Source organism: Halomonas sp. JS92-SW72 (assembly GCF_003547075.1).
GTDB lineage: Bacteria > Pseudomonadota > Gammaproteobacteria > Pseudomonadales > Halomonadaceae > Halomonas > Halomonas alkalicola.
In genome coordinates this window covers 780,310-798,410 of sequence record NZ_CP032147.1, presented here as the reverse complement: position 1 = coordinate 798,410, position 18,101 = coordinate 780,310, and the positions used below count along the sequence as shown (strand labels likewise).

The following is an 18,101-nucleotide window of genomic DNA, read 5'->3' as shown; positions in this document are numbered from 1 at the left end:
CTCCCCCGACACGACGACGCCCGGCCTTGGCCGGGCGTCGTCGTCAGTGCCACCGACTCATCCCCACAGGGACCAGGCCATGGCGTAATGGTCCAGCAGCAGCACGCCGAAGACACCGAGGATATAGCGGATCGAGAACCAGAAGGCGGCTAGGGGGGCCCTGGGGTCCTGGCCTCGCCACACCTTCCAGTTCCAGTACATGAAGCGCGCATTGAGCGCCGCCATGCCCACCAGGTAGACGACCCCGCTCATGCCGATGGCGAAGGGCATCAGGGTCACCGCCACGGTGAGCCAGCCATACAGCCACACCTGCAGCCGGGTGAAGGCCTCGCCATGGGTCACCGGGAGCATCGGTACCCCGGCCCGGGCGTACTCCTCGCGCTTGTGCAGGGCCAGCGCCCAGAAATGGGGCGGCGTCCAGGCGAAGATGATCAGCACCAGCAGCAGCGGCTCGGGACCGACCTGCCCGGTCACCGCCGTCCACCCCAGCAGCGGGGGCGCCGCTCCGGCCACCCCGCCGATCACGATGTTCTGTGGCGTGGCGTGCTTGAGGAAGGCGGTATAGACCAGCGCATAGCCGATCAGCGACCCCAGGGTCAGCCAGGCGGTGAGCGCATTGACCTGCCAGGCCAGCAGGCCGATGCCGGCCACCGAAAGCAACGTGGCCCAGGCCAGCGCGACCGCGCTGGGCATGCGCCGAGCGGCCAGCGGGCGGCGCGAGGTGCGCAGCATCATGGCATCCAGGCGCCGGTCGACCACGTGGTTGAAGGCCGCGGCTCCCCCGGCGGCAAGCCCAATGCCGGCCAGCCCGAAGACCACCACGGCCAGCGACGGCAGCACCGGGCGCGCCAGCGCCATGCCCACCAGGGCACACACCAGCATCACCACCACCACCCGCGGCTTGCACAGGGTCAGCAGGTCTCGCCAGCCCCAGCGGGCCGACTCCAGCGGCACGGACGCTGCCGTGCGAACTTGCGTCATCATGGCCTCAGACATGGACCCACTCCTTCTTGGTCGATTGTTGTAATGCCGACACTCCTTCGGCTTCGCGCCAGGCCCACACCGCCATGGCCATGGCAATCACCAGCGCCACCGCCCCGGCGGTGTGCAGCAGCGCCAGCCACAGCGGCAGCCAGAGCAACACATTGGCGATGCCAAGCCCGAGCTGCACCACATAGAGGCCCGCCAGGGCCCCCAGCCAGGGCCTCAGCCGCGCCTCATGCCAGTGGCGCATGGCCAGCAGCAGCAGCGCCAGCCCCAGCACCAGGGCCCCCAGCCGATGCCCCACCTGGATGGCGGTGCGCGCATCGGCGTGCAGCTGGCCATGCAGGTAGTTGGGCCCCACGCTCTGGGTCAGATGAAAGCCCTCGCTCCAGTCCATGGCCGGCCACCACTGGCCATTGCAGGTCGGAAAGCCCTGGCAGGCGATGCCCGCATAGTTACTGGAGACCCATCCCCCCAGGGCGATCTGCGCCACCAGCAGCAGCATGGCGAGCCCCCAGAGCGGCGTCAGCGGGCGGCGCGGCGGGGCGACACCGCCCGGCGTCAGTCGGCCGCCGGCGAAGCGACGCAGCCGCAGGTGCAGCCACAGGAACAGCAGCATCACCGACAGCCCGCCGAGCAGGTGGAGGGTGACCACCTGGGGCCACAGCTTGAGGGTCACGGTGAAGGCCCCGAAGGCCCCCTGCACCAGGATCACCGCCAGCAGCGCGAGGCTCACCCCCCAGGGGTAGTCGGGCCGACGACGCAGCGGCGCGCCCAGCACCACCAGGGCGATCACCAGCAGCCCCAGCGCCGAGGCCACGTAGCGATGCACCATCTCGACCCAGGCCTGGAAGGTCTCGAGCGGCGCCTCGGGGGTATGGGCCATGGCCCGGGTCTCATCCGGCACCACCAACCGCCCGTAGCAGCCGGGCCAGTCCGGGCAGCCCAGGCCGGCATCCACCAGCCGCGTGAACACCCCCACCAGGATCACCGCCACGGTGAAGACCACCCCCACCAGGCTGAGGGCCATGAGCCGCCGCAGGCGGCGCCGAGATGCCTCATTGGTCATTGTCGTCATCCCTGTGCCTCCTAGCGTCCCGCCAGCCTGGGTTCATCCCGACGCAGCACTTCGGGGTTCATGCGCAGCAGGCGATTCACATCGTCGAGCACGTCCCTGGGCGACACCTCGGGGCCATAGGCGAGCACCGGGACGCCTCGAGGGTCCAGCACCCAGAGGTGGTCGGGGGCATGCCATGCCGGGCGCTCGGTCCAGTGCGCCACCGCCTCGCCGGGCAGCGCACTGGCCTCACCGCCGACCCGCAGCCGGCTGACCCGCGGCGCCTCGCGCCCCAGGGCCCGGTGCAGGCGCCACCACTGGTCGGCCAGCGCCGCACACTGGTCGCCACAGTCGAAGGCCAGCACCCAGTCACCGCCAAGCCCGGCGGCTTGCTCCCCCTGCAGGGGCCAGGCCGCCAGTGCCGGGAGATCCGGCGCCAGATCACCGTGGGCGGTACGCTGCTCGGGAATGCCGACCCGCCATGTCACCATGGCCCAGGCCACCAGCAACGGCAGCGCAAAGAGCGACAGCAGCGCCAGCACCTTGAGGCGGGACGCATGGGCTCGGGAGGTCTGACTCATCACAAGCTCTCCTGCTTGTTGTCTGTACGACAGGGATCTTCATTGGCCGCCCGGCGGTCACGTCCCAGGCGGCGCCCACCGATCACCATCACCACTAGGGCGGCCAGCGCCAGCCCCCACCACTGCACCGCGTAGCCCAGGTGACGACTGGGCGGCATCACGCTGGGCGTCCACCAGGGTTCGAGCCGCCCCGGGCCCTGCTCGAGGTGCAGCCAGCCGTCATGGGCAAAGGGCAGCTCCCAGGCATCGAGCTGAATGCGCTGCAGGCGCTGCCCCTCGCGGTTGGGGCCGAACAGCGGCGCACCCTCGCCCGCCACCTGCCAGCGCCCCTCCAGGGTCACCGGGCCTTGCGGCGTCTCCACCTCCGGAGTCTCGCGGCCGGCACCGCTGGCCAGGAAGCCCCGCTGCACCAGCCACAGGCGGCCGTCGGCGGTGCGCAGCGGGGTCAGCGGCGCCACGCCGTGACGCCCATTGAGCACCCGGTTGTCGAGGAACAGCGTCTGTTCGGCGAGGTACTCACCGCTAAGGGTCAGGTGGCTGCCGTCCGGCGGCCGCTGGTGCGGTGCCTCCAAGTGCGGCGCCGCCGCAAGGGCCGTCAGGTAGTCACGCTTCTCGCCCGCCCGCTCCCACTGCCAAAGCCCGAGTCCCAGACCGAGCAGCACCAGCGGCGCCCACAGCAGCCACCACAGGCGTTGCCGCCATGGCCCGCGACGGGCATGCTGAGAGGAAGAATCGTTCAAGGAGTGTTCCATGCTACTCAAGGTCCTGATCGCGCTGGTATTCCTGGCCATGCTGGCGAGCCTTGCCGCCGGTGCGGGCTTCCTGCTCCGCGACGAGGCCGCCTCGCGCCGGCTGCTGGTGTCACTCAAACTCCGCGTCGCCCTGGCCGCCACCCTGCTGGGCCTGCTCGTTTACGGCTTCTACGCCGGCGGTCTCGCCGGCTGAACTCGGCCCGGAATGCTGGCGGACCCGGCCAGCCCCAGGCTCAGAAGACATAGACGAACAGGAACAGGCCGATCCACACCACGTCCACGAAGTGCCAGTACCAGCAGGCCGCCTCGAAGCCGAAGTGGTTGTCGCTCGAGAAGTGGCCGCGCAGTACGCGCACCAGCATCACCGCCAGGATGGTGGCGCCGATGATCACGTGGGCTCCGTGGAAACCGGTGAGCAGGAAGAAGGTTGCCCCGTAGATGCCCGCCTCCAGGGTGATGCCGTAGTGGACATAGGCCTCGTAGTACTCGATGCCCTGGATGGTGATGAAGCTGATGGCCAGCAGCAGGGTGGCGAACAGCCAGTTGCGGGTGGTATCGCGATGCCCCTCCTTGAGCCCCTCGTGGGCCACCGTCAGGGTGATGCTCGACGCCACCAGGATCAGGGTGTTGACCAGCGGCAGCTGCCAGGGGCTGAAGGTGTCGCGGGGTCCGGCCACGTCACCGGGCGGCTCGAGCAACGGCCAGCTGGCGGTGAACTCCGGCCAGAGCAGCGCGGCCACCCCCTTGGCCCCCTCGCCGTCGAGCCATGGCAGGGCAAAGGTACGGATATAGAAGAGCGCCCCGAAGAAGGCCGCGAAGAACATCACCTCGGAGAAGATGAACCAGCCCATGCCCTGGCGGAAGGAGCGGTCCATCTGGGCGTCGTAGAGCCCCTGCCGGGACTCCTTCACCACGTCGCGAAACCACAGCCCCATCACTGCCAGCACGGCGATCAGCCCCACCGTCATGATCAGGGTACCGCGGTCGTACACCAGCACCATGCCGGTGCCGATCATCGTCAGGCCCAAGGCCAGTGAGCCGAGGATCGGCCACTTGCTGGTTGCCGGAACGTAGTAGCTACCACCGCTCATGCCTCATCTCCTTTGCCGGTAGTCGCCCGGGCCTGAAGCGGCGCCTCGTCGCGGGTGACCGGATACAGGGTGTAGACCAGGGTTACCGTATTGACCTCGGGCGGCAGGTCGCGGGCCAGCTGGAACACTAGCGGCAGTTCCAGGCGCTCGCCCGCTTCCAGGTGCTGCTCCTCGAAACAGAAGCAGCTCACCTTGCGCAGGTGGCGCGTGGCGTTCGAGGGCGAGACGCTGGGCACCGCCCGCCCCCAGGTTCCCTCGCCGCTGGCATTGTGAAAGGCGAAGCCCACCTCGGTGGTCTGCCCCGGGTGGACGCGTATCTGGCGGGTCTCCACCTCGAGGTTCCAGGGCAGCCCCGACCCGTTGCGGGTGATGAACTGCACGGTGACGTAGCGCGAATCATCCACCCCCTCGTGCACGATGGCCTGGGCGGTGGTATCCACCTTGCCGTTGATGCCGGTAACGCGGCAGAAGACGTCATAGAGTGGCACCAGGGCGAAGGCAAAGGCGAACATGCCCACCAGGGTGGCCACCGAGCGCACCACCGTGCGGCGCACACCAGGGTTGGGGCGGGGGGAGTGGCGTTGGGGCTCTGTCATGGGTCACCTCCTTGGGCGCGGGCCAGGCTCGCTCAGTGCTCATGGCGCTGGAAGGTCGGCGGCGTCTCGAAGGTGTGCAGCGGGGCCGGGCTCGGCACGCTCCACTCGAGATCCTCGGCACCCTCCCAGGCCTTGGCCGGCGCCTTCTCGCCGCCGCGCACGCAGAGGATCACCACCGCCACGAAGAGCAGCTGCGAGACACCGAACATGAAGGCGCCCAGGCTCGACACCAGGTTGAAGTCGGCGAACTGCAGGGCATAGTCGGGAATGCGCCGCGGCATGCCGGCGAGCCCCGAGAAGTGCATGGGGAAGAAGGTCAGGTTGACGCCGATCACCGAGAGCCAGAAGTGCCACTGGGCCAGCTTCACGTTGGGGTAGTGGCCAGTCCACTTGGGCAGCCAGTAGTAGACCCCCGCCATGATGGCAAAGACCGCCCCGGGCACCAGCACGTAGTGGAAGTGGGCCACCACGAAGTAGGTGTCGTGGTACTGGAAGTCCGCGGGAGCGATGGCCAGCATCAGACCCGAGAAGCCGCCGATGGTGAAGAGCACCACGAAGGCCAGGGCGAACAGCATCGGCGGTTCGAAGGTGATGGAGCCGCGGAACAGGGTGGTGATCCAGTTGAACACCTTCACCCCGGTGGGTACCGCGATGATCATGGTGGTGTACATGAAGAACAGCTCGGCGGCCAGCGGCAGCCCCACCACGAACATGTGATGCGCCCACACCATGAAGGAGAGGATGGCGATGGCCGCGGTGGCGTAGACCATGGAGGCGTAGCCGAACAGCCGCTTGCGGGCGAAGGTCGGGATGATCGCCGAGACGATGCCGAAGGCCGGCAGGATCATGATGTAAACCTCGGGATGCCCGAAGAACCAGAAGAGGTGCTGGAACAGCACCGGGTCGCCGCCGCCGGCGGCATTGAAGAAGTGGGTGCCGAAGTTGATGTCCATCAGCATCATGGTGATCACCCCGGCCAGTACCGGCATCACCGCGATCAACAGGAAGGCGGTGATCAGCCAGGTCCAGACGAACAGCGGCATGTCCATCAGCCGCATGCCCGGTGCGCGCATGTTGATGATGGTGGCGATGATGTTGATGGCGCCGAGGATCGAGCTGATACCGGCGATGTGCAGCGAAAGGATGAAGAAGGTGGTGGACGGCGGCGCATAGGTGGTCGAGAGCGGCGCATAGAAGGTCCAGCCGAAGTTGGGCCCGCCCCCCGGCATCAGCAGGGTGGAGAGCAACAGAAGGAAGGCCACCGGCAGCAGCCAGAAGCTGAAGTTGTTGAGCCGCGGCAGGGCCATGTCCGGCGCACCGATCTGCAGCGGGATCATCCAATTGGCCAGCCCCGTGAAGGCCGGCATGACCGCCGCGAAGACCATGATCAGGCCGTGCATGGTGGTCATCTGGTTAAAGAATTCCGGATTGACCAGCTGCAGGCCCGGCTGGAAGAGCTCGGCCCTCACCACCAGGGCGAAAATCCCGCCGATGAAGAACATGATCAGCGAGAAGATCAGGTAGAGGCTGCCGATCTCCTTGTGGTTGGTGGTCAGCAGCCAGCGCAGGATGCCACGCGGTGGCGCAGGATGGGCGGATGCCTGGCCGCCGGCGGTGGCCGAGGTGCTCTGCTCGACGGGGTGATGCGGAGGCAGCTTGGGCGCCATCGTGAATCTCCCTGATCTGTCATTGTGCTGTTGTTATTGGTTCGCCAGCTTCTCGACCACGTCAGCCGGCTGGACGGCGTCACCGGTGTCGTTGCCCCAGGCGTTACGCGTCCAGGTGGTCACGGCGGCAATCTCGACCGGGTTCAAGGTGCTGCGGAAGGCCGGCATCGCCGTACCGGAGACGCCGTTGACGATGGTGTCCAGGTGCCAGGCGAGATCGTCGAGCAACCGCTGGTTGCCGGCGAGCGCCGGGAAGGCCGGCGCCGCCCCCTGCCCTTCGGGCTGGTGACAGGAGGCACAGATGCTGGCGTAGACCGCCTCGCCGCGCTCCATCAGCTCCTCCAGTTCCCACTCGCGGTCGACGCCCATCGCCTCCTGCTCCGCTTCCTCGCGACGCTCGGCGAGCCAGCTATCGAACTCCTCCTCTTCCATGGCGTGTACCACGATCGGCATGAAGCCGTGGTCCATGCCGCAGAGCTCGGCGCACTGGCCACGATAGATGCCGGGCTCGTTGATGCGCACCCAGTTCTCGTTGACGAAGCCGGGAATGGTGTCCTGCTTGACGGCGAAGTCCGGCACCCACCAGGAGTGGATGACGTCGTCGGAGGTCATCAGGAAGCGCACCTTGCGGTTGATGGGCAGCACCAGGGGATTGTCCACCTCGAGCAGGTAGTGCTCCCCACGCGGCTCATCCCCTCGGATCTGGGCGCGAGGGGTACTCATGCTGGAGTTGAAGGCGACATCCTCGCCCAGGTACTCGTAGCGCCAGCGCCACTGCTGGCCGATGATCATCACATCGAGTTCGGCATCAGAGGCGTCGTACATCTTCTTGAGGGTCGCGGTGGCCGGCACCGCCATGCCCACCAGGATCAGCAGGGGAACGGCGGTCCACAGCACCTCCACGGTGGTGTTCTCGTGGAAGTTGGCCGCCTTGGCGCCGCGGGAGCGACGGAACTTGAACAGGGAGTAGAACATCACCCCGAACACGATCACGCCGATGATCACGCAGATCCAGAAGATGGTCATGTGCAGGGAGTGGATCTCGCGACTGAGGTCGGTGACCCCCACCGGCATGTTCCAACCGCTGGCGACTGCCGCGGGGACGAACGCAAGCCCCGTCAGACAGCCCGCCATCCACACGAACAACGTGCGCATCGGCGCCTCCTCGTTATTGTTGTCTTAGCGGTTAACGCAACATTAGCTGTGTCTGCGATGCAGTATAGAAGACCCTGCTGTGACAACTCGCCGCAGTCGCCGGGCGTACCAACGCCGGATTCAACGGGGGCCCCTCAGCGCGCGACCACGACTGCCACCGCCGCCACCCCCACCACGAACAGCAGCCCCATCACCACGCCCACCACGATGAAGGCCAGCGGCCTGCCCTGCTCGAAGTCCTCGCGGCGACGCTGCTCCTTCTGCACGCCGAGGAATGCCGCCAGTACCGACTTGATCACGCGCCACATCGCCAGCTCCTTGTCTGTTTGCCGGGTGGCAGGGGGCGGTATGACAGGCATCAAGAAAGGCTCACTCCTGCGTCACACCGCCGACCACCTCTCCTATACTCTAGATGCTTTCTCCCCATACCCCGCAGCGCGCCCCAAGGGGGCCCGTTCAGGAGGCGATCATGAAGACCAACCCCTTCGGCATGGACCTCGGCATGATGAATGCCAATCCCATGCTGGCCTGGTGGCAGCAGCAGTGGATGAAGGGCGTCAACCCCATGGCGCGCATGCAGGCGGCCTGGATAGAGAGCCTGGCCGAGGCCATGGAGTTCGAAGCGCAATTTCTCAAGGCGGTTGCCGAGAGCGGCCAGCAGATGACCGAGTGCCTGAACAATGAGGAGCCCAGGACGCCCCAAGACGTTCATGCCTGCTATCAGAAACTCGTGCAGCAGGTGACCGACGCCCAGCAGAAGCGCATGGAGCATGCCGCCCGGCTGAGCCATGACTTCCGCAAGCGGCTCTGGGAAGAGATCTGACGGGCCAGCGCCCGCTCCTCACGCACACCCATCACGTGAAGCGGCGCCACCGGCGCCGCTTCGTGTTTCCGCTTTCCTGCCCGCCGCTCGGGACCTATCCCCCCAGGCCGAACAGCCGAGTCAGCAGCGGCAGCAGGAAGGCGGTGAGCAGGCCGGTGAGCCCCATGGCCAGCCCCGAAAAGGCCCCCGCCACCGCGCCAATGCGGGCGAAGGCCTGCGCGGTGCCGAAGCCATGGGCGGCGAGACCCAGGGCAAAGCCCTGCACGGCCGGATCCTTCACCCCCAGCAGCCGGAACACCCAGGGCGAGAGCGCACAGCCGATGGAGCCGGTCAGCAGCACCAGCCCTGCGGCCAGCGACGGGATACCGCCGATCTGCTCGGCGATGCCCATGGCGATGGGCGAGGTCACCGAACGCGGCGCCAGCGACAGCACGGTCTCCGGCCGCGCGCCCAGCGCCATCGCCAGCCCCAGGGTAGAGGCGACCGCAGCGATGATCCCGGTCATGCAGGCCACCAGCAACGGACCCAGCAGCCGGCGCACCCGCTCGCGATGGTCATAGAGGGGAATCGCCAGGGCCACGGTGGCCGGCCCCAGCAGGAAGTGGATGAACTGGGCGCCCTCGAAGTAGGTGGCGTAGTCCATGTCCACCAGCAGCAGCAGGCCGATCAGCATGGCGATGGAGAGGGTCACCGGATGCAGCAGCGGCGTGCCGCCCAGGGCCCTGTTGAGACGAACCGCCAGAACGAACACCAGCAGGGTCGCCAGCAGCGAGAGCAGCGGACTGCCGGAGAGGTAGACCCACAGCTGGTCGAGGTCGGCGACATTCATGAGCGATTCCCCCGCCGCCGGTTCATCCGATCCAGCAGCCAGGCCGTCACCCCCAGCGTCACCGCCGTGGAGAGCACCAGGGTGATCAGGATCGGCCACAGGTCCTGGCCGATCAGCCGGAAGTGGACCATTAGCCCCACCCCCGCCGGCACGAAGAGCAGCGTCAGGTAGCGCAGCAGTCCCTCCCCGGTCAGGCGCAGGCTATCCGGCACCTTGCCGCGCACCATCAGCCCCGCCAGCAGGATCACCATGCCGAACACCGGTCCCGGCACCGGCAGCATCAGGCCGCGAGCCAGCAGTTCCCCGAGGAACTGGCAGACCAGCAGCACGCTCATCCCGATAATCAATGGCATCGCGCCCCTCCTCCTCTCCCAGAGGGTAGCCTCTGCCGCCCCCGATCGCTCTCGCCCCCTGCACCACCCTTGAGGGTGTTCAGTGCGGCTTGTGGGCCTCGTCATCGGAGACCGGCACCGGCTGGACACCGGCATCGTCCAGGTCGGCCCAGGGCTCGCGGGGCGCCTCGGCCCGCTCGCCGGTGCGCGCCGCATAACGCTCGCGGTGCAGCGCCTTGAGCAGCCCGGCGATCATCAGCATGATCACCACCGAGAAGGGCAGCGCGGCCATGATCACCGCCGCCTGGAGCGTCTCCAGCCCGCCGGCCAGCAGCAGCACCGCGGTCAGCAGGCCGAGCACCGCCCCCCACAGGATGCGGTGGAAGGTCGGCGGCTCCGGGTCGCCCCCGGAGAGGATGGTGTTGATCACTAGGGTGCCCGCGTTGGCGGAGGTGATCAGGTAGGTGGCGATCAGCACCACCAGCGCCAGGGAGACGACCTGCCCCGCCATCCCGAGCCCCATCGCCTCGATGGTGGCAAACAGCGCCGTGGCCACGTCCCGATCCACCGCCGCGATGATGCCGCCGGCACCGAACAGCTCATGGTAGAGGGCGGTGCCGCCGAACAGCCCGATCCACACCACGGTGATCACGGTGGGCACCAGCAAGACCCCCATCACGAACTCGCGGAAGGTACGACCGCGGGAGACCCGGGCGATGAACATCCCCACGAAGGGCGACCAGGCCAGCCACCACCCCCAGAAGAACACCGTCCACTCCGCCTGCCAGCCGTCATCCCGGGTGGCGTTGGTGTGGAAGGTCATGCCCATCAGGTTCTGGATGTAGTCGCCGGCGGACTCGATGGTGATGGCGATCAGGTACTGGGTCGGCCCGAACAGCAGCAGGAACACCACCACCGCGATGCTCAGCCAGAAGTTCGCCTCCGAGAGCAGGCGCACCCCCCGCTTGACCCCGGAGACCACCGAGAAGGTGGCCACCGACATGATCACCGCCGTCACGGCCAGCTGGAGCCACACCGAACTCTCCAGGCCGAACAGCGCCCCCAGGCCCGCGTTCATCTGCTGCACGCCCAGCCCCAGGGTGGTGGCGATGCCGAAGACGGTGCCGAACACCGCTAGCACGTCCACCGCATCGCCCAGCCCCCCTTCCACTCGCTTTCCGAACAGGGGCTGGAGGCAGGAGCGGATCGTCAACGGCAGGTTCCAGCGATAGCTGAAGTAGGCCAGCACCAGGGCCACGAAGGAGAAGATCGCCCAGCCGTTGAGGCCCCAGTGAAAATAGGTCAGCCGCATGGCCACCCGGGCGGCATCCGGGGTCATTCCCTCGGCGATGAAGGGATTCTCCTGGAACTGCAGGATCGGCTGAGCCACCGCCCAGAACAGGATGCCCACCCCGGTGCCCGCGGCAAACAGCATCGACACCCAGGAGAAGAAGGTGAACTCCGGCTGCTCGAAGTCGCCGCCCAGACGCACGTTCTTGTAGCGCCCGGCGCCCAGCCACACCATGAACAGCAGCAGAAAGGCCACCAGCAGCACGTAGTACCACTCCAGGAAGGGATCCAGCTGCCCGCGCGCGGCGGCCAGCCCCACCGCCAGGCGCTCGGTGAAGAAGGCGCCGTAGACCAGTGCCACCGCCACCACCAGGATCGTGACCAGGGTGACGCGTGGATTCATTCCCTTCAGCAGCCCGCGCTGCGCCTGTCCGTACATGTCCACTCCGAGCCGATTGCATGGTGTGGGCGAGCCGCGCCGCCCTTTCGCCTCCCCATGATAGAGGATCCCCTGGCCCCACCCCAGCGGCCCCACGCCAAGCGATTGAAAAGAAAGTGCAAAAGGGGCTTTCCATTTGCCTGCGAACGCGCTAGTATACGCCTCGTTCTCGGGGGACAGGCCAGACGGCCAGGACGCCGAAAACAGAGTCGGAGCGTGGCGCAGCTTGGTAGCGCGTTGCAATGGGGTTGCAAAGGTCGCAGGTTCGAATCCTGTCGCTCCGACCACTTAACATCGAGAAAACGCCGCTCAGGGTCACACCGAAGCGGCGTTTTTTGTATGTCCACCACTCGTCCTCATCACACCGTGCTGCCGCCCATGCTCATCCGCCCGCTCAAGCTCCTTGCCCTCTCCCCGCTGGCCTTGCTGGTTGTCGCCGGCCCTGCCGGCGCCTCGCTGATCGACACGACGGAGCCGCCGTCGAGCGTCGTGGCAAGCTCGCCGGGTCAACACTTCCTGGATGACGTCGATACCGGGATCAGCCTGCTGCCCATCGAGGATGGGCGGGTATGGCTACATATCAGCGTGAAGGATCGCACCCTCTCCGTGGTGCGCGGCCGGCACGTGATCCATGAGATCCCCCATTTCGCCATCGGCATCAATGGCGCCGTCAACCTGCGCACCCGCGGCAGTGCCATGACCCCGAAGGGGGAGTTCCGGGTCGAGCGGATCAACCCCAACAGCCAGTACGCCACCTTCATCGGCATCAACTACCCGAACCCGAGGGTGGCCGACCAGGCCCTGTCGGAGGGGCTGATCACCGAGGAGGAGGCCGAGCGGATTCGCCGCCACTACCAGCAGCACCGCCTCTCCTACCCCAACACCACCTTGGGGGGCCATATCGGCATCCATGGCCTCGGCAACCGCGACCCCTTCCTGAACCAGCGGGTCGACTGGACCGAAGGCTGCCTGGCCGTCGAGAACGACCAGGTGCGTCTCCTCCACTCGCTGGTGGAGATCGATACGCCGGTGCTGATCCAGTAAGCCTGAGCGATCAGCCTGCCGCGGCCTGGGTGGCCGCGTGCAGGCGCCCGGCACTCTCCTCGAGCTCCTGAACGATGCGCTCCATCACGGCGATCCTCGCGTCCAGGTAGTCCTGGGCCTCGTCGTCGGTGGCGTGGCGGCTATCCAGCACCGCCTGGCTGCCGGCACTCTTCAGGGCCAGGGCCATGGCACGCAGGGTGTCGGCGGTGCGGTGGGCCTGGGCGGCGTTCTCCAGCTCGGCATCGGCACCGTGGCGGAAGAAGATCGGCACCACGCTGTCATCGGCATCGAAGGTGATCGCATCGCGCAGGGCCAATTCCGCCGAGGCGTAGGCGCTGGCGCCGCTGCCATAGCCGGCGCTGTCACGTACCACATGGCCGGCATGATCGAGGATACGCCACTCATAGGGCTCGTCACCGTACACCTCGATGCAGCCGGCTTCATAAGGGCGGTCAATGCGGTGCTGGATGTTCATCTGGGTGGCCTCCCTAAGGGATCTCTGCCCCGTTGCCATGGCGGCGCGGGGTGCGGGTCATCAGCGTGAGTCCAGCATAACCGCCACCCGGGCTAGCCGCCTTGACCTGGCACACCTACACCAGCTTAAGGGGCTCGATATCCCGGAAGATTCCGGTTCGCGTCATGTCGCGGCGCAGGGTGAAGGCCTCCATGGCGGCCACCGGGTCCACCTGGTCGAGGCGATCGAAGTGGATCTTCCCCCACTGCTCCCGGGTCACCTTGACGCTGTAGAGATACTGGTCGCGCTGGCCGCCGGTGGCGGGCTCGGGCACCTGACGGTAGCCGGAGACGCGGGCCTCCACCACGGCGGGCAGGCGCGCGAACACCGCCCCCAGCACCCGAAAGGCAACGCCGTGGACATGGTCGCGATAGAGTTCACGCTGGCGGGTGGCGCCGAGCTTGCGCGGGCTGAGCCTGAGCTGCTTGGGTGGCATGCCCCAGTAGCGATCCGGCATCTCCTCCTCGCCGGGCAGGTCGATATCCACGGCGATGCTGCGCAGGTCGCTGCCCAGGTCGAAATCGATCAGGGTCTCGCGGGGCCAGTCGATCTCCTCCAACCGGTCGCGCAGCGTCTGCTCCATGGCCGCCGGATCGTCCCACACCTCCTCGCTCTCCCGGCGATGACGGGAAAATTCCGCCGCGTCGTGGTCGGCCTTGCGCCACTCCCAGGCCCGGTAGCGCTCGTCGAATTCGTCGCGTCGCCGGCGATTCTCCTCCTCAAGGCGGCGCCTGGCCGGCGACCAGAGGGCATGGCGCAGGCCGGGAGCCTGAGGCTGGAACGGAGGCGGGGGCGGTTCGGCGAAGTCGCGCATGACATAGCCTGACGACTCGGGCGGCGGCGTCTCCTCGTGCAGCCGCCCCAGGCGGTCGAGGTCGGCATTGAGCCGCTCGCAGTGGGCCAGCAGCTGTTCGCGAAGGGCCTCCTCGGCATGGCGGCGCAGCACCCGAGCCTCGGCGCTGCACAGGGGGGAGCCATCGGCGTGGAAGTAGGCGACCTGGCCACCCTCCTCGACCTCCAGCTGCACCGCCAGGCTGCCACCCCCGGCCAGCAGCGCCTCCAGCGCCGCCGCACGACTGGCGGCCGTGGCGCCAGCGTCGGCCTTGTCCTGCGTGTCCGCACCACCGCCACCGTCGAGCCGGCGCCGGTAGGCAAGGCCGGTGCCGGGAAGGCCCGCATGGCCGTGCACCCCGCTCGGTCCCATGCTCAGGCTGGCACCGCGGGGCCCCACCGAGAGCCCCAAGCCGCGCTTGCCGAGGTTGAGGCGCACGCCGGGCGCCAGACGAATACGGCGCTGAAAACGAAAGGCCATCTCCACTCCCTGTTCCTGTGCCTGGACCCTGCTGCCGGGCCGCCCCAGCACTTCATCAAGAAAAGGCGCCATTGCCAACGCCGGCGGGCATCTTTTTCCGCCAGGCGGTGCGCCATGACGGGCAATCTGTCTCCCCAAACACAAAATAGGCTATTATGTCTTTATAAACACAGAGTCATTCTAGACACAGAGCGGGAGGTCCCATGCTCGACACTGCCACCCTGCCCCATGACAAGGCCGCAGCCGCCGCGGGCCTCAAGACGGCGGTACGCATCCTCGATCGCTGGGGCGCCAGCGGCGAGCAGGGCGAGGCGATCCTGCGCGTCTCCCACAGCACCTACGCCCGGGCCCGTCGGGGCGACCTGGCCGAGATCAAGCTCGACCGCGACCAGCTCACCCGCATCAGCTACCTGCTGAATATCCATGCGGCGCTGCGTATCCTGTTCGACAACCCGGAGAACCGCTACGGCTTCATGGCCATGGCCAACCACAATCCCTACTTCAATGGACGCACCCCGCTGTCGCTGATCGGCGGCGGCGACATCGCCTCCCTCTACGAGACCTTCAAGCGCATCGACGCCCTGCGAGGCGCCCAGTGGTAACACCCGGCGAGCTGCCCGCCCTGCCCCCCGGCAGGGTCCGCGGCCATCGGCTGGTCAACAGCAAGTTCCCGCCCATCGGCCTGTTCGAGGATGTGGCCGATGCCGCCGAGTTCGAGGCCCTCTTCGCCCTGCAGGCGCTGACCCATCCGCGCCTGCAGACCGAGGCCGGCAACCTGGCGCTGCTGCCCAGGGACGAGATCCCCTTCGGCATCCGCGGCTGCAGCTATGCGGTGGCGCCCTTTACCCACGTCAACCCGGATGGCTCGCGGTTCAGCGATGGCAGCTTCGGGGTCCTCTACCTGGCCGATGCCCTGGAGACCGCCATCGCCGAAGTGAGGCACCACCAGCAGGCCTACTGGCAGCGGGTGGAGGGGCTGCACTTCGAACGCTTCGTGTTCCGCGGCCTGGTGGCCGACATCGACGGGGCGGGGTGTCGCGACGGGCTCTGCCTCCCCGCCGGTCACGCCATCTACCACCCCAGCGACTACGGCGCGTCACGCGCCCTGGGCCATGCCCTGCGCGCCGCCGGCGAGCCCGGCCTGCGCTACCGCTCGGTACGCCGACAGGCCGCCACCTGCTGGGCACTGCTCACCCCCAGCCGGGTCTCCGGCATCGTCCAGGCCTGCCATCTGGAGATGATCTGGAACGGCACCCTGACCGAGGTGAACCAGCTCAGCGCCCGCTGACGGCGCCGCTGACGCACGCCTCGCCCCAGAATGGTCACGGCCCGCTTATCGCTCCCGGGCGTCTGCCGGCGAGGGCTCGGCAGCGGGCTGCGTGGCAGCGCCCACCTCGAGCCCTGCGCGCTCCACGAGCTCGGCGGGCAGCTCCTTCTTGACCGCCACGCCCAGTTCCTGGAACTCGCTGGCCTGCTTGATCAGGTTGCCCTTGCCGTTGACCAGCTGCCCCAGCGCCCTGTCGTAGCTGACCCGGGCGCCATCCAGCTTCCTGCCGACGTCCTGCATGCTCTCCAGAAAGGAGCCCAGCTTGTGGTAGAAGCGCTCCGCCTTCCTGGCCAGCTCGGCGCTGTGGCGGCTCTGATTCTCGAAGCGCCACAGCTGGCCGACGATATTCAGGCTGGTGAGCAGCGTGGTGGGCGTGGCCACCAGCACATTGCGTTCGATGGCGCGCTGGTAGAGGGTGCCGTCGTGGCGCAGCGCCTCGATGTAGGCCGACTCCACCGGGATGAACATGATCACCACCTCCGGCGAGTTGAGCCCCGGCAGGTCGTAGTAGTGCTTGTCGGCCAGCTCCTCGATGCGCGCACCCACCGCCCGGGCGTGAGCCGCCAGCGACGTCTGGCGGGTCAGCTCATCCTCGGCGTTGACGTACTCCAGATAGGCGGCCAGCGATGTCTTGGCATCGATCACCAGATGACGGCCCTGGGGCAGGTAGACCAGCGCATCCGGGCGGCGCTTGCCCTCCTCGGTGGTGAAGCTCCTCTCGCGCTGGTAGTCCTGACCTGGGCGCAGGCCCGCGCTGTCGAGGACGTTCTCCAGCATCAGCTCGCCCCAGTTGCCCTGCACCTTCTTCTGCCCCTTGAGCGCTTCGGTGAGCCGCGCCGCTTGGTCGGTGATGTCACGGTTGAGCTGCTGGAGGTGCCTGAGCTCTGTGGTGAGGCTGGCCCGCTGGGCGGTCTCCTGGGTATGCAGGGTCTCCACCTTCTCGCGAAAGCCCTTCATCTCCTCCTGGAAGGGCTTGAGCAGACCCAGCAGGTTGCGCTCGGAGAGCGACGAGAAGGCCTTGCCCTTCTGCTCGAGCAGTTCGTTGGCGAGGTTCTCGAACTCCACCCTGAGCTGTTGCTTGCTCTGCTCCATCCAGGCCAGCTGACGACTGAAGCTCGCCTCCTTCTCCTCCAGGCGGCTGGTCAGCTCACCGTGGGTCTGCTTCAGGGCGTAATAGGCCTCGCGGAAGCGCTCGACCTCGCGCGCCCGGGCCGCCACGTCCTCGCGCTGTGTCTCCACCTCCCCCTCGGCCACCTGCAGCGCCACCGCCTGCTCGCGGGCCTCCAGCTGCTGGGTATGCAGCTCGGCGCGGGTGGCATCGAGCGCCCGGCGAGCGGCCTTGAGCCCGCCCCGACCCAGGGCGAAGCCCCCTGCCGCACCGAGCAGGAGGGCAACCAGGACGATGAGGGTGAGTTCCAGGTCGAGAGGCATGCAGGGCTCCGGGTATGGGCTGGGGTCGGCGGCCTCGTCGATGAAGGGCCCCGGACAGTCGATAACGGCGAGTCTACCTGGCGGCAGGCCTCGCTGGCGAAACCAGATCCAGACTAGCCGATTACCTTTGCCTATATAAGCCGATAATGATTCTTATTGGCCGATTCCAGCCGGCTCTGCCATGCTGTCGGGTGCTCTTGAAGGAATACATTTCCCGACGACCGATGGAGGTGCAACCATGCCCCATAGCCTGCCCGATCTTCCCTATGCCTACGATGCCCTCGAGCCCCACATCGATGCGCTGACCATGGAGATCCACCACTCCCGGCACCACCAGACCTACGTCAACAACCTCAACGCCGCCCTGCAGGGGACCGGCCTCGAGGAGGTGCCGGTGGACGAGCTGCTGGCCAACCTGGATCGCGTGCCGGCCGACAAGCGCCAGGCGGTGATCAACAACGGCGGCGGCCACTCCAACCACAGCATGTTCTGGCAGATGATGTCGCCCGACGGCGGCGGCGCGCCCAAGGGCCAGGTGGCCCAGGCCATCGACAAGGAGCTCGGCGGCTTCGACGCCTTCAAGGAGGCCTTCACCCAGGCCGCCCTGGGGCGCTTCGGCAGCGGCTGGGCCTGGCTCTGCGTCACCCCCCAGAAGGGCCTGGTGGTGGAGAACTCCCTGAACCAGGACAGCCCCCTCTCCAACGGCAACACCCCGGTGCTGGGCCTGGACGTGTGGGAGCACGCCTACTACCTGAAATTCCAGAACAAGCGCCCGGACTACGTGGCCGAGTTCTTCAACGTCATCGACTGGGACGAGGTGGAGCGCCGCTACCAGGCCGCCATGGCCTGAGCGTCCCGCCCCTGACCCGGCGGCCCA

At 67.5% G+C, this 18,101-nt stretch carries 21 protein-coding genes and 1 tRNA gene; 7 read left to right on the top strand and 15 right to left on the bottom strand.

Annotated features, from left to right (window positions below):
* Positions 1-57: 57 nt before the first annotated feature.
* Genes cyoE through D1793_RS03790 form a run of 4 tightly spaced genes read right to left on the bottom strand, consistent with a single transcriptional unit; the run spans position 58 to position 3,362 of the window.
* Positions 58-996: a heme o synthase gene (cyoE, locus tag D1793_RS03805; protein WP_119020957.1), complete on the bottom strand. Its 939-nt coding sequence runs from the start codon at positions 994-996 to the stop codon at positions 58-60.
* Positions 989-2,053 carry a COX15/CtaA family protein gene (locus D1793_RS03800; RefSeq protein WP_119020956.1) on the bottom strand — a complete coding sequence of 355 codons (1,065 nt, stop codon included), beginning with the start codon at positions 2,051-2,053 and terminating at the stop codon, positions 989-991. The genes cyoE and D1793_RS03800 overlap by 8 nt, the downstream gene beginning before the upstream one ends.
* A gap of 20 nt (positions 2,054-2,073) precedes the next feature.
* Positions 2,074-2,622, bottom strand: a complete 549-nt coding sequence (locus D1793_RS03795) for a hypothetical protein (protein ID WP_119020955.1) — start codon at positions 2,620-2,622, stop codon at positions 2,074-2,076.
* Positions 2,622-3,362 carry an SURF1 family protein gene (locus tag D1793_RS03790; RefSeq protein WP_240407765.1) on the bottom strand — a complete coding sequence of 247 codons (741 nt, stop codon included), beginning with the start codon at positions 3,360-3,362 and terminating at the stop codon, positions 2,622-2,624. Before D1793_RS03790 ends, D1793_RS03795 begins: the two co-directional genes overlap by 1 nt.
* Before the next feature lie 10 nt (positions 3,363-3,372).
* Between D1793_RS03790 and D1793_RS03785 the strand changes: the two genes are divergently transcribed.
* A complete protein-coding gene (locus D1793_RS03785; RefSeq protein ID WP_119020953.1) occupies positions 3,373-3,567 on the top strand; it encodes a DUF2909 family protein in 195 nt (64 codons plus the stop codon).
* A 40-nt stretch (positions 3,568-3,607) separates the two neighbouring features.
* Here D1793_RS03785 and D1793_RS03780 read toward each other — a convergent pair whose 3' ends face one another.
* The 5 genes from D1793_RS03780 to D1793_RS03760 form a co-directional block, all read right to left on the bottom strand.
* Positions 3,608-4,465, bottom strand: a complete 858-nt coding sequence (locus D1793_RS03780; protein WP_119020952.1) for a cytochrome c oxidase subunit 3 — start codon at positions 4,463-4,465, stop codon at positions 3,608-3,610.
* Entirely contained in the window at positions 4,462-5,061 is a 600-nt protein-coding gene (locus tag D1793_RS03775; protein ID WP_119020951.1) for a cytochrome c oxidase assembly protein, read from the bottom strand. Before D1793_RS03775 ends, D1793_RS03780 begins: the two co-directional genes overlap by 4 nt.
* Before the next feature lie 32 nt (positions 5,062-5,093).
* Entirely contained in the window at positions 5,094-6,728 is a 1,635-nt protein-coding gene (ctaD, locus tag D1793_RS03770; protein ID WP_119020950.1) for a cytochrome c oxidase subunit I, read from the bottom strand.
* 33 nt (positions 6,729-6,761) lie between these two features.
* Positions 6,762-7,883: a cytochrome c oxidase subunit II gene (gene coxB, locus D1793_RS03765; protein ID WP_119020949.1), complete on the bottom strand. Its 1,122-nt coding sequence runs from the start codon at positions 7,881-7,883 to the stop codon at positions 6,762-6,764.
* A gap of 134 nt (positions 7,884-8,017) precedes the next feature.
* Positions 8,018-8,191: a DUF2970 domain-containing protein gene (locus D1793_RS03760; protein WP_119020948.1), complete on the bottom strand. Its 174-nt coding sequence runs from the start codon at positions 8,189-8,191 to the stop codon at positions 8,018-8,020.
* A 161-nt stretch (positions 8,192-8,352) separates the two neighbouring features.
* On the opposite strand from D1793_RS03760, the gene D1793_RS03755 reads away from it, so the two are divergent.
* Complete coding sequence (locus tag D1793_RS03755) at positions 8,353-8,706, top strand: hypothetical protein (RefSeq protein ID WP_119020947.1); 354 nt, start codon at positions 8,353-8,355, stop codon at positions 8,704-8,706.
* A 94-nt stretch (positions 8,707-8,800) separates the two neighbouring features.
* On the opposite strand, the gene D1793_RS03750 is transcribed toward D1793_RS03755, so the two are convergent.
* From D1793_RS03750 to D1793_RS03740, 3 genes are all read right to left on the bottom strand, one after another.
* A complete protein-coding gene (locus D1793_RS03750; RefSeq protein ID WP_119020946.1) occupies positions 8,801-9,535 on the bottom strand; it encodes an LrgB family protein in 735 nt (244 codons plus the stop codon).
* Positions 9,532-9,888: a CidA/LrgA family protein gene (locus D1793_RS03745; RefSeq protein WP_119020945.1), complete on the bottom strand. Its 357-nt coding sequence runs from the start codon at positions 9,886-9,888 to the stop codon at positions 9,532-9,534. The genes D1793_RS03750 and D1793_RS03745 overlap by 4 nt, the downstream gene beginning before the upstream one ends.
* 79 nt (positions 9,889-9,967) lie before the next feature.
* On the bottom strand, positions 9,968-11,596 hold the full coding sequence (locus D1793_RS03740; RefSeq protein ID WP_119020944.1) for a BCCT family transporter: 1,629 nt from the start codon (positions 11,594-11,596) through the stop codon (positions 9,968-9,970).
* Positions 11,597-11,806: 210 nt separating this feature from the next.
* Here D1793_RS03740 and D1793_RS03735 point away from each other — a divergent pair.
* Together D1793_RS03735 and D1793_RS03730 are read left to right on the top strand one after the other, a co-directional pair.
* Positions 11,807-11,883: transfer RNA gene (locus D1793_RS03735), tRNA-Pro, on the top strand.
* A 52-nt stretch (positions 11,884-11,935) separates the two neighbouring features.
* Positions 11,936-12,640 carry a L,D-transpeptidase gene (locus D1793_RS03730; protein ID WP_119020943.1) on the top strand — a complete coding sequence of 235 codons (705 nt, stop codon included), beginning with the start codon at positions 11,936-11,938 and terminating at the stop codon, positions 12,638-12,640.
* 10 nt (positions 12,641-12,650) lie between these two features.
* On the opposite strand, the gene D1793_RS03725 is transcribed toward D1793_RS03730, so the two are convergent.
* Positions 12,651-13,115 (bottom strand): hypothetical protein, encoded by a 465-nt coding sequence (locus D1793_RS03725; protein WP_119020942.1) that lies wholly within the window; start codon positions 13,113-13,115, stop codon positions 12,651-12,653.
* A 115-nt stretch (positions 13,116-13,230) separates the two neighbouring features.
* Positions 13,231-14,466 (bottom strand): DUF4236 domain-containing protein, encoded by a 1,236-nt coding sequence (locus D1793_RS03720; RefSeq protein WP_119023563.1) that lies wholly within the window; start codon positions 14,464-14,466, stop codon positions 13,231-13,233.
* Positions 14,467-14,669: 203 nt separating this feature from the next.
* Between D1793_RS03720 and D1793_RS03715 the strand changes: the two genes are divergently transcribed.
* Both D1793_RS03715 and D1793_RS03710 read left to right on the top strand, forming a co-directional pair.
* Entirely contained in the window at positions 14,670-15,068 is a 399-nt protein-coding gene (locus D1793_RS03715) for an antitoxin Xre-like helix-turn-helix domain-containing protein (RefSeq protein WP_119020941.1), read from the top strand.
* Positions 15,062-15,754, top strand: a complete 693-nt coding sequence (locus D1793_RS03710; RefSeq protein ID WP_119020940.1) for an RES family NAD+ phosphorylase — start codon at positions 15,062-15,064, stop codon at positions 15,752-15,754. The genes D1793_RS03715 and D1793_RS03710 overlap by 7 nt, the downstream gene beginning before the upstream one ends.
* Before the next feature lie 45 nt (positions 15,755-15,799).
* Here D1793_RS03710 and rmuC read toward each other — a convergent pair whose 3' ends face one another.
* The gene (gene rmuC / locus D1793_RS03705; protein ID WP_119020939.1) at positions 15,800-17,224 is read right to left on the bottom strand and encodes a DNA recombination protein RmuC; all 1,425 of its coding nucleotides are present in this window, start codon (positions 17,222-17,224) and stop codon (positions 15,800-15,802) included.
* A 238-nt stretch (positions 17,225-17,462) separates the two neighbouring features.
* Between rmuC and D1793_RS03700 the strand changes: the two genes are divergently transcribed.
* Entirely contained in the window at positions 17,463-18,074 is a 612-nt protein-coding gene (locus D1793_RS03700) for a superoxide dismutase (protein ID WP_119020938.1), read from the top strand.
* Positions 18,075-18,101: the final 27 nt, after the last annotated feature.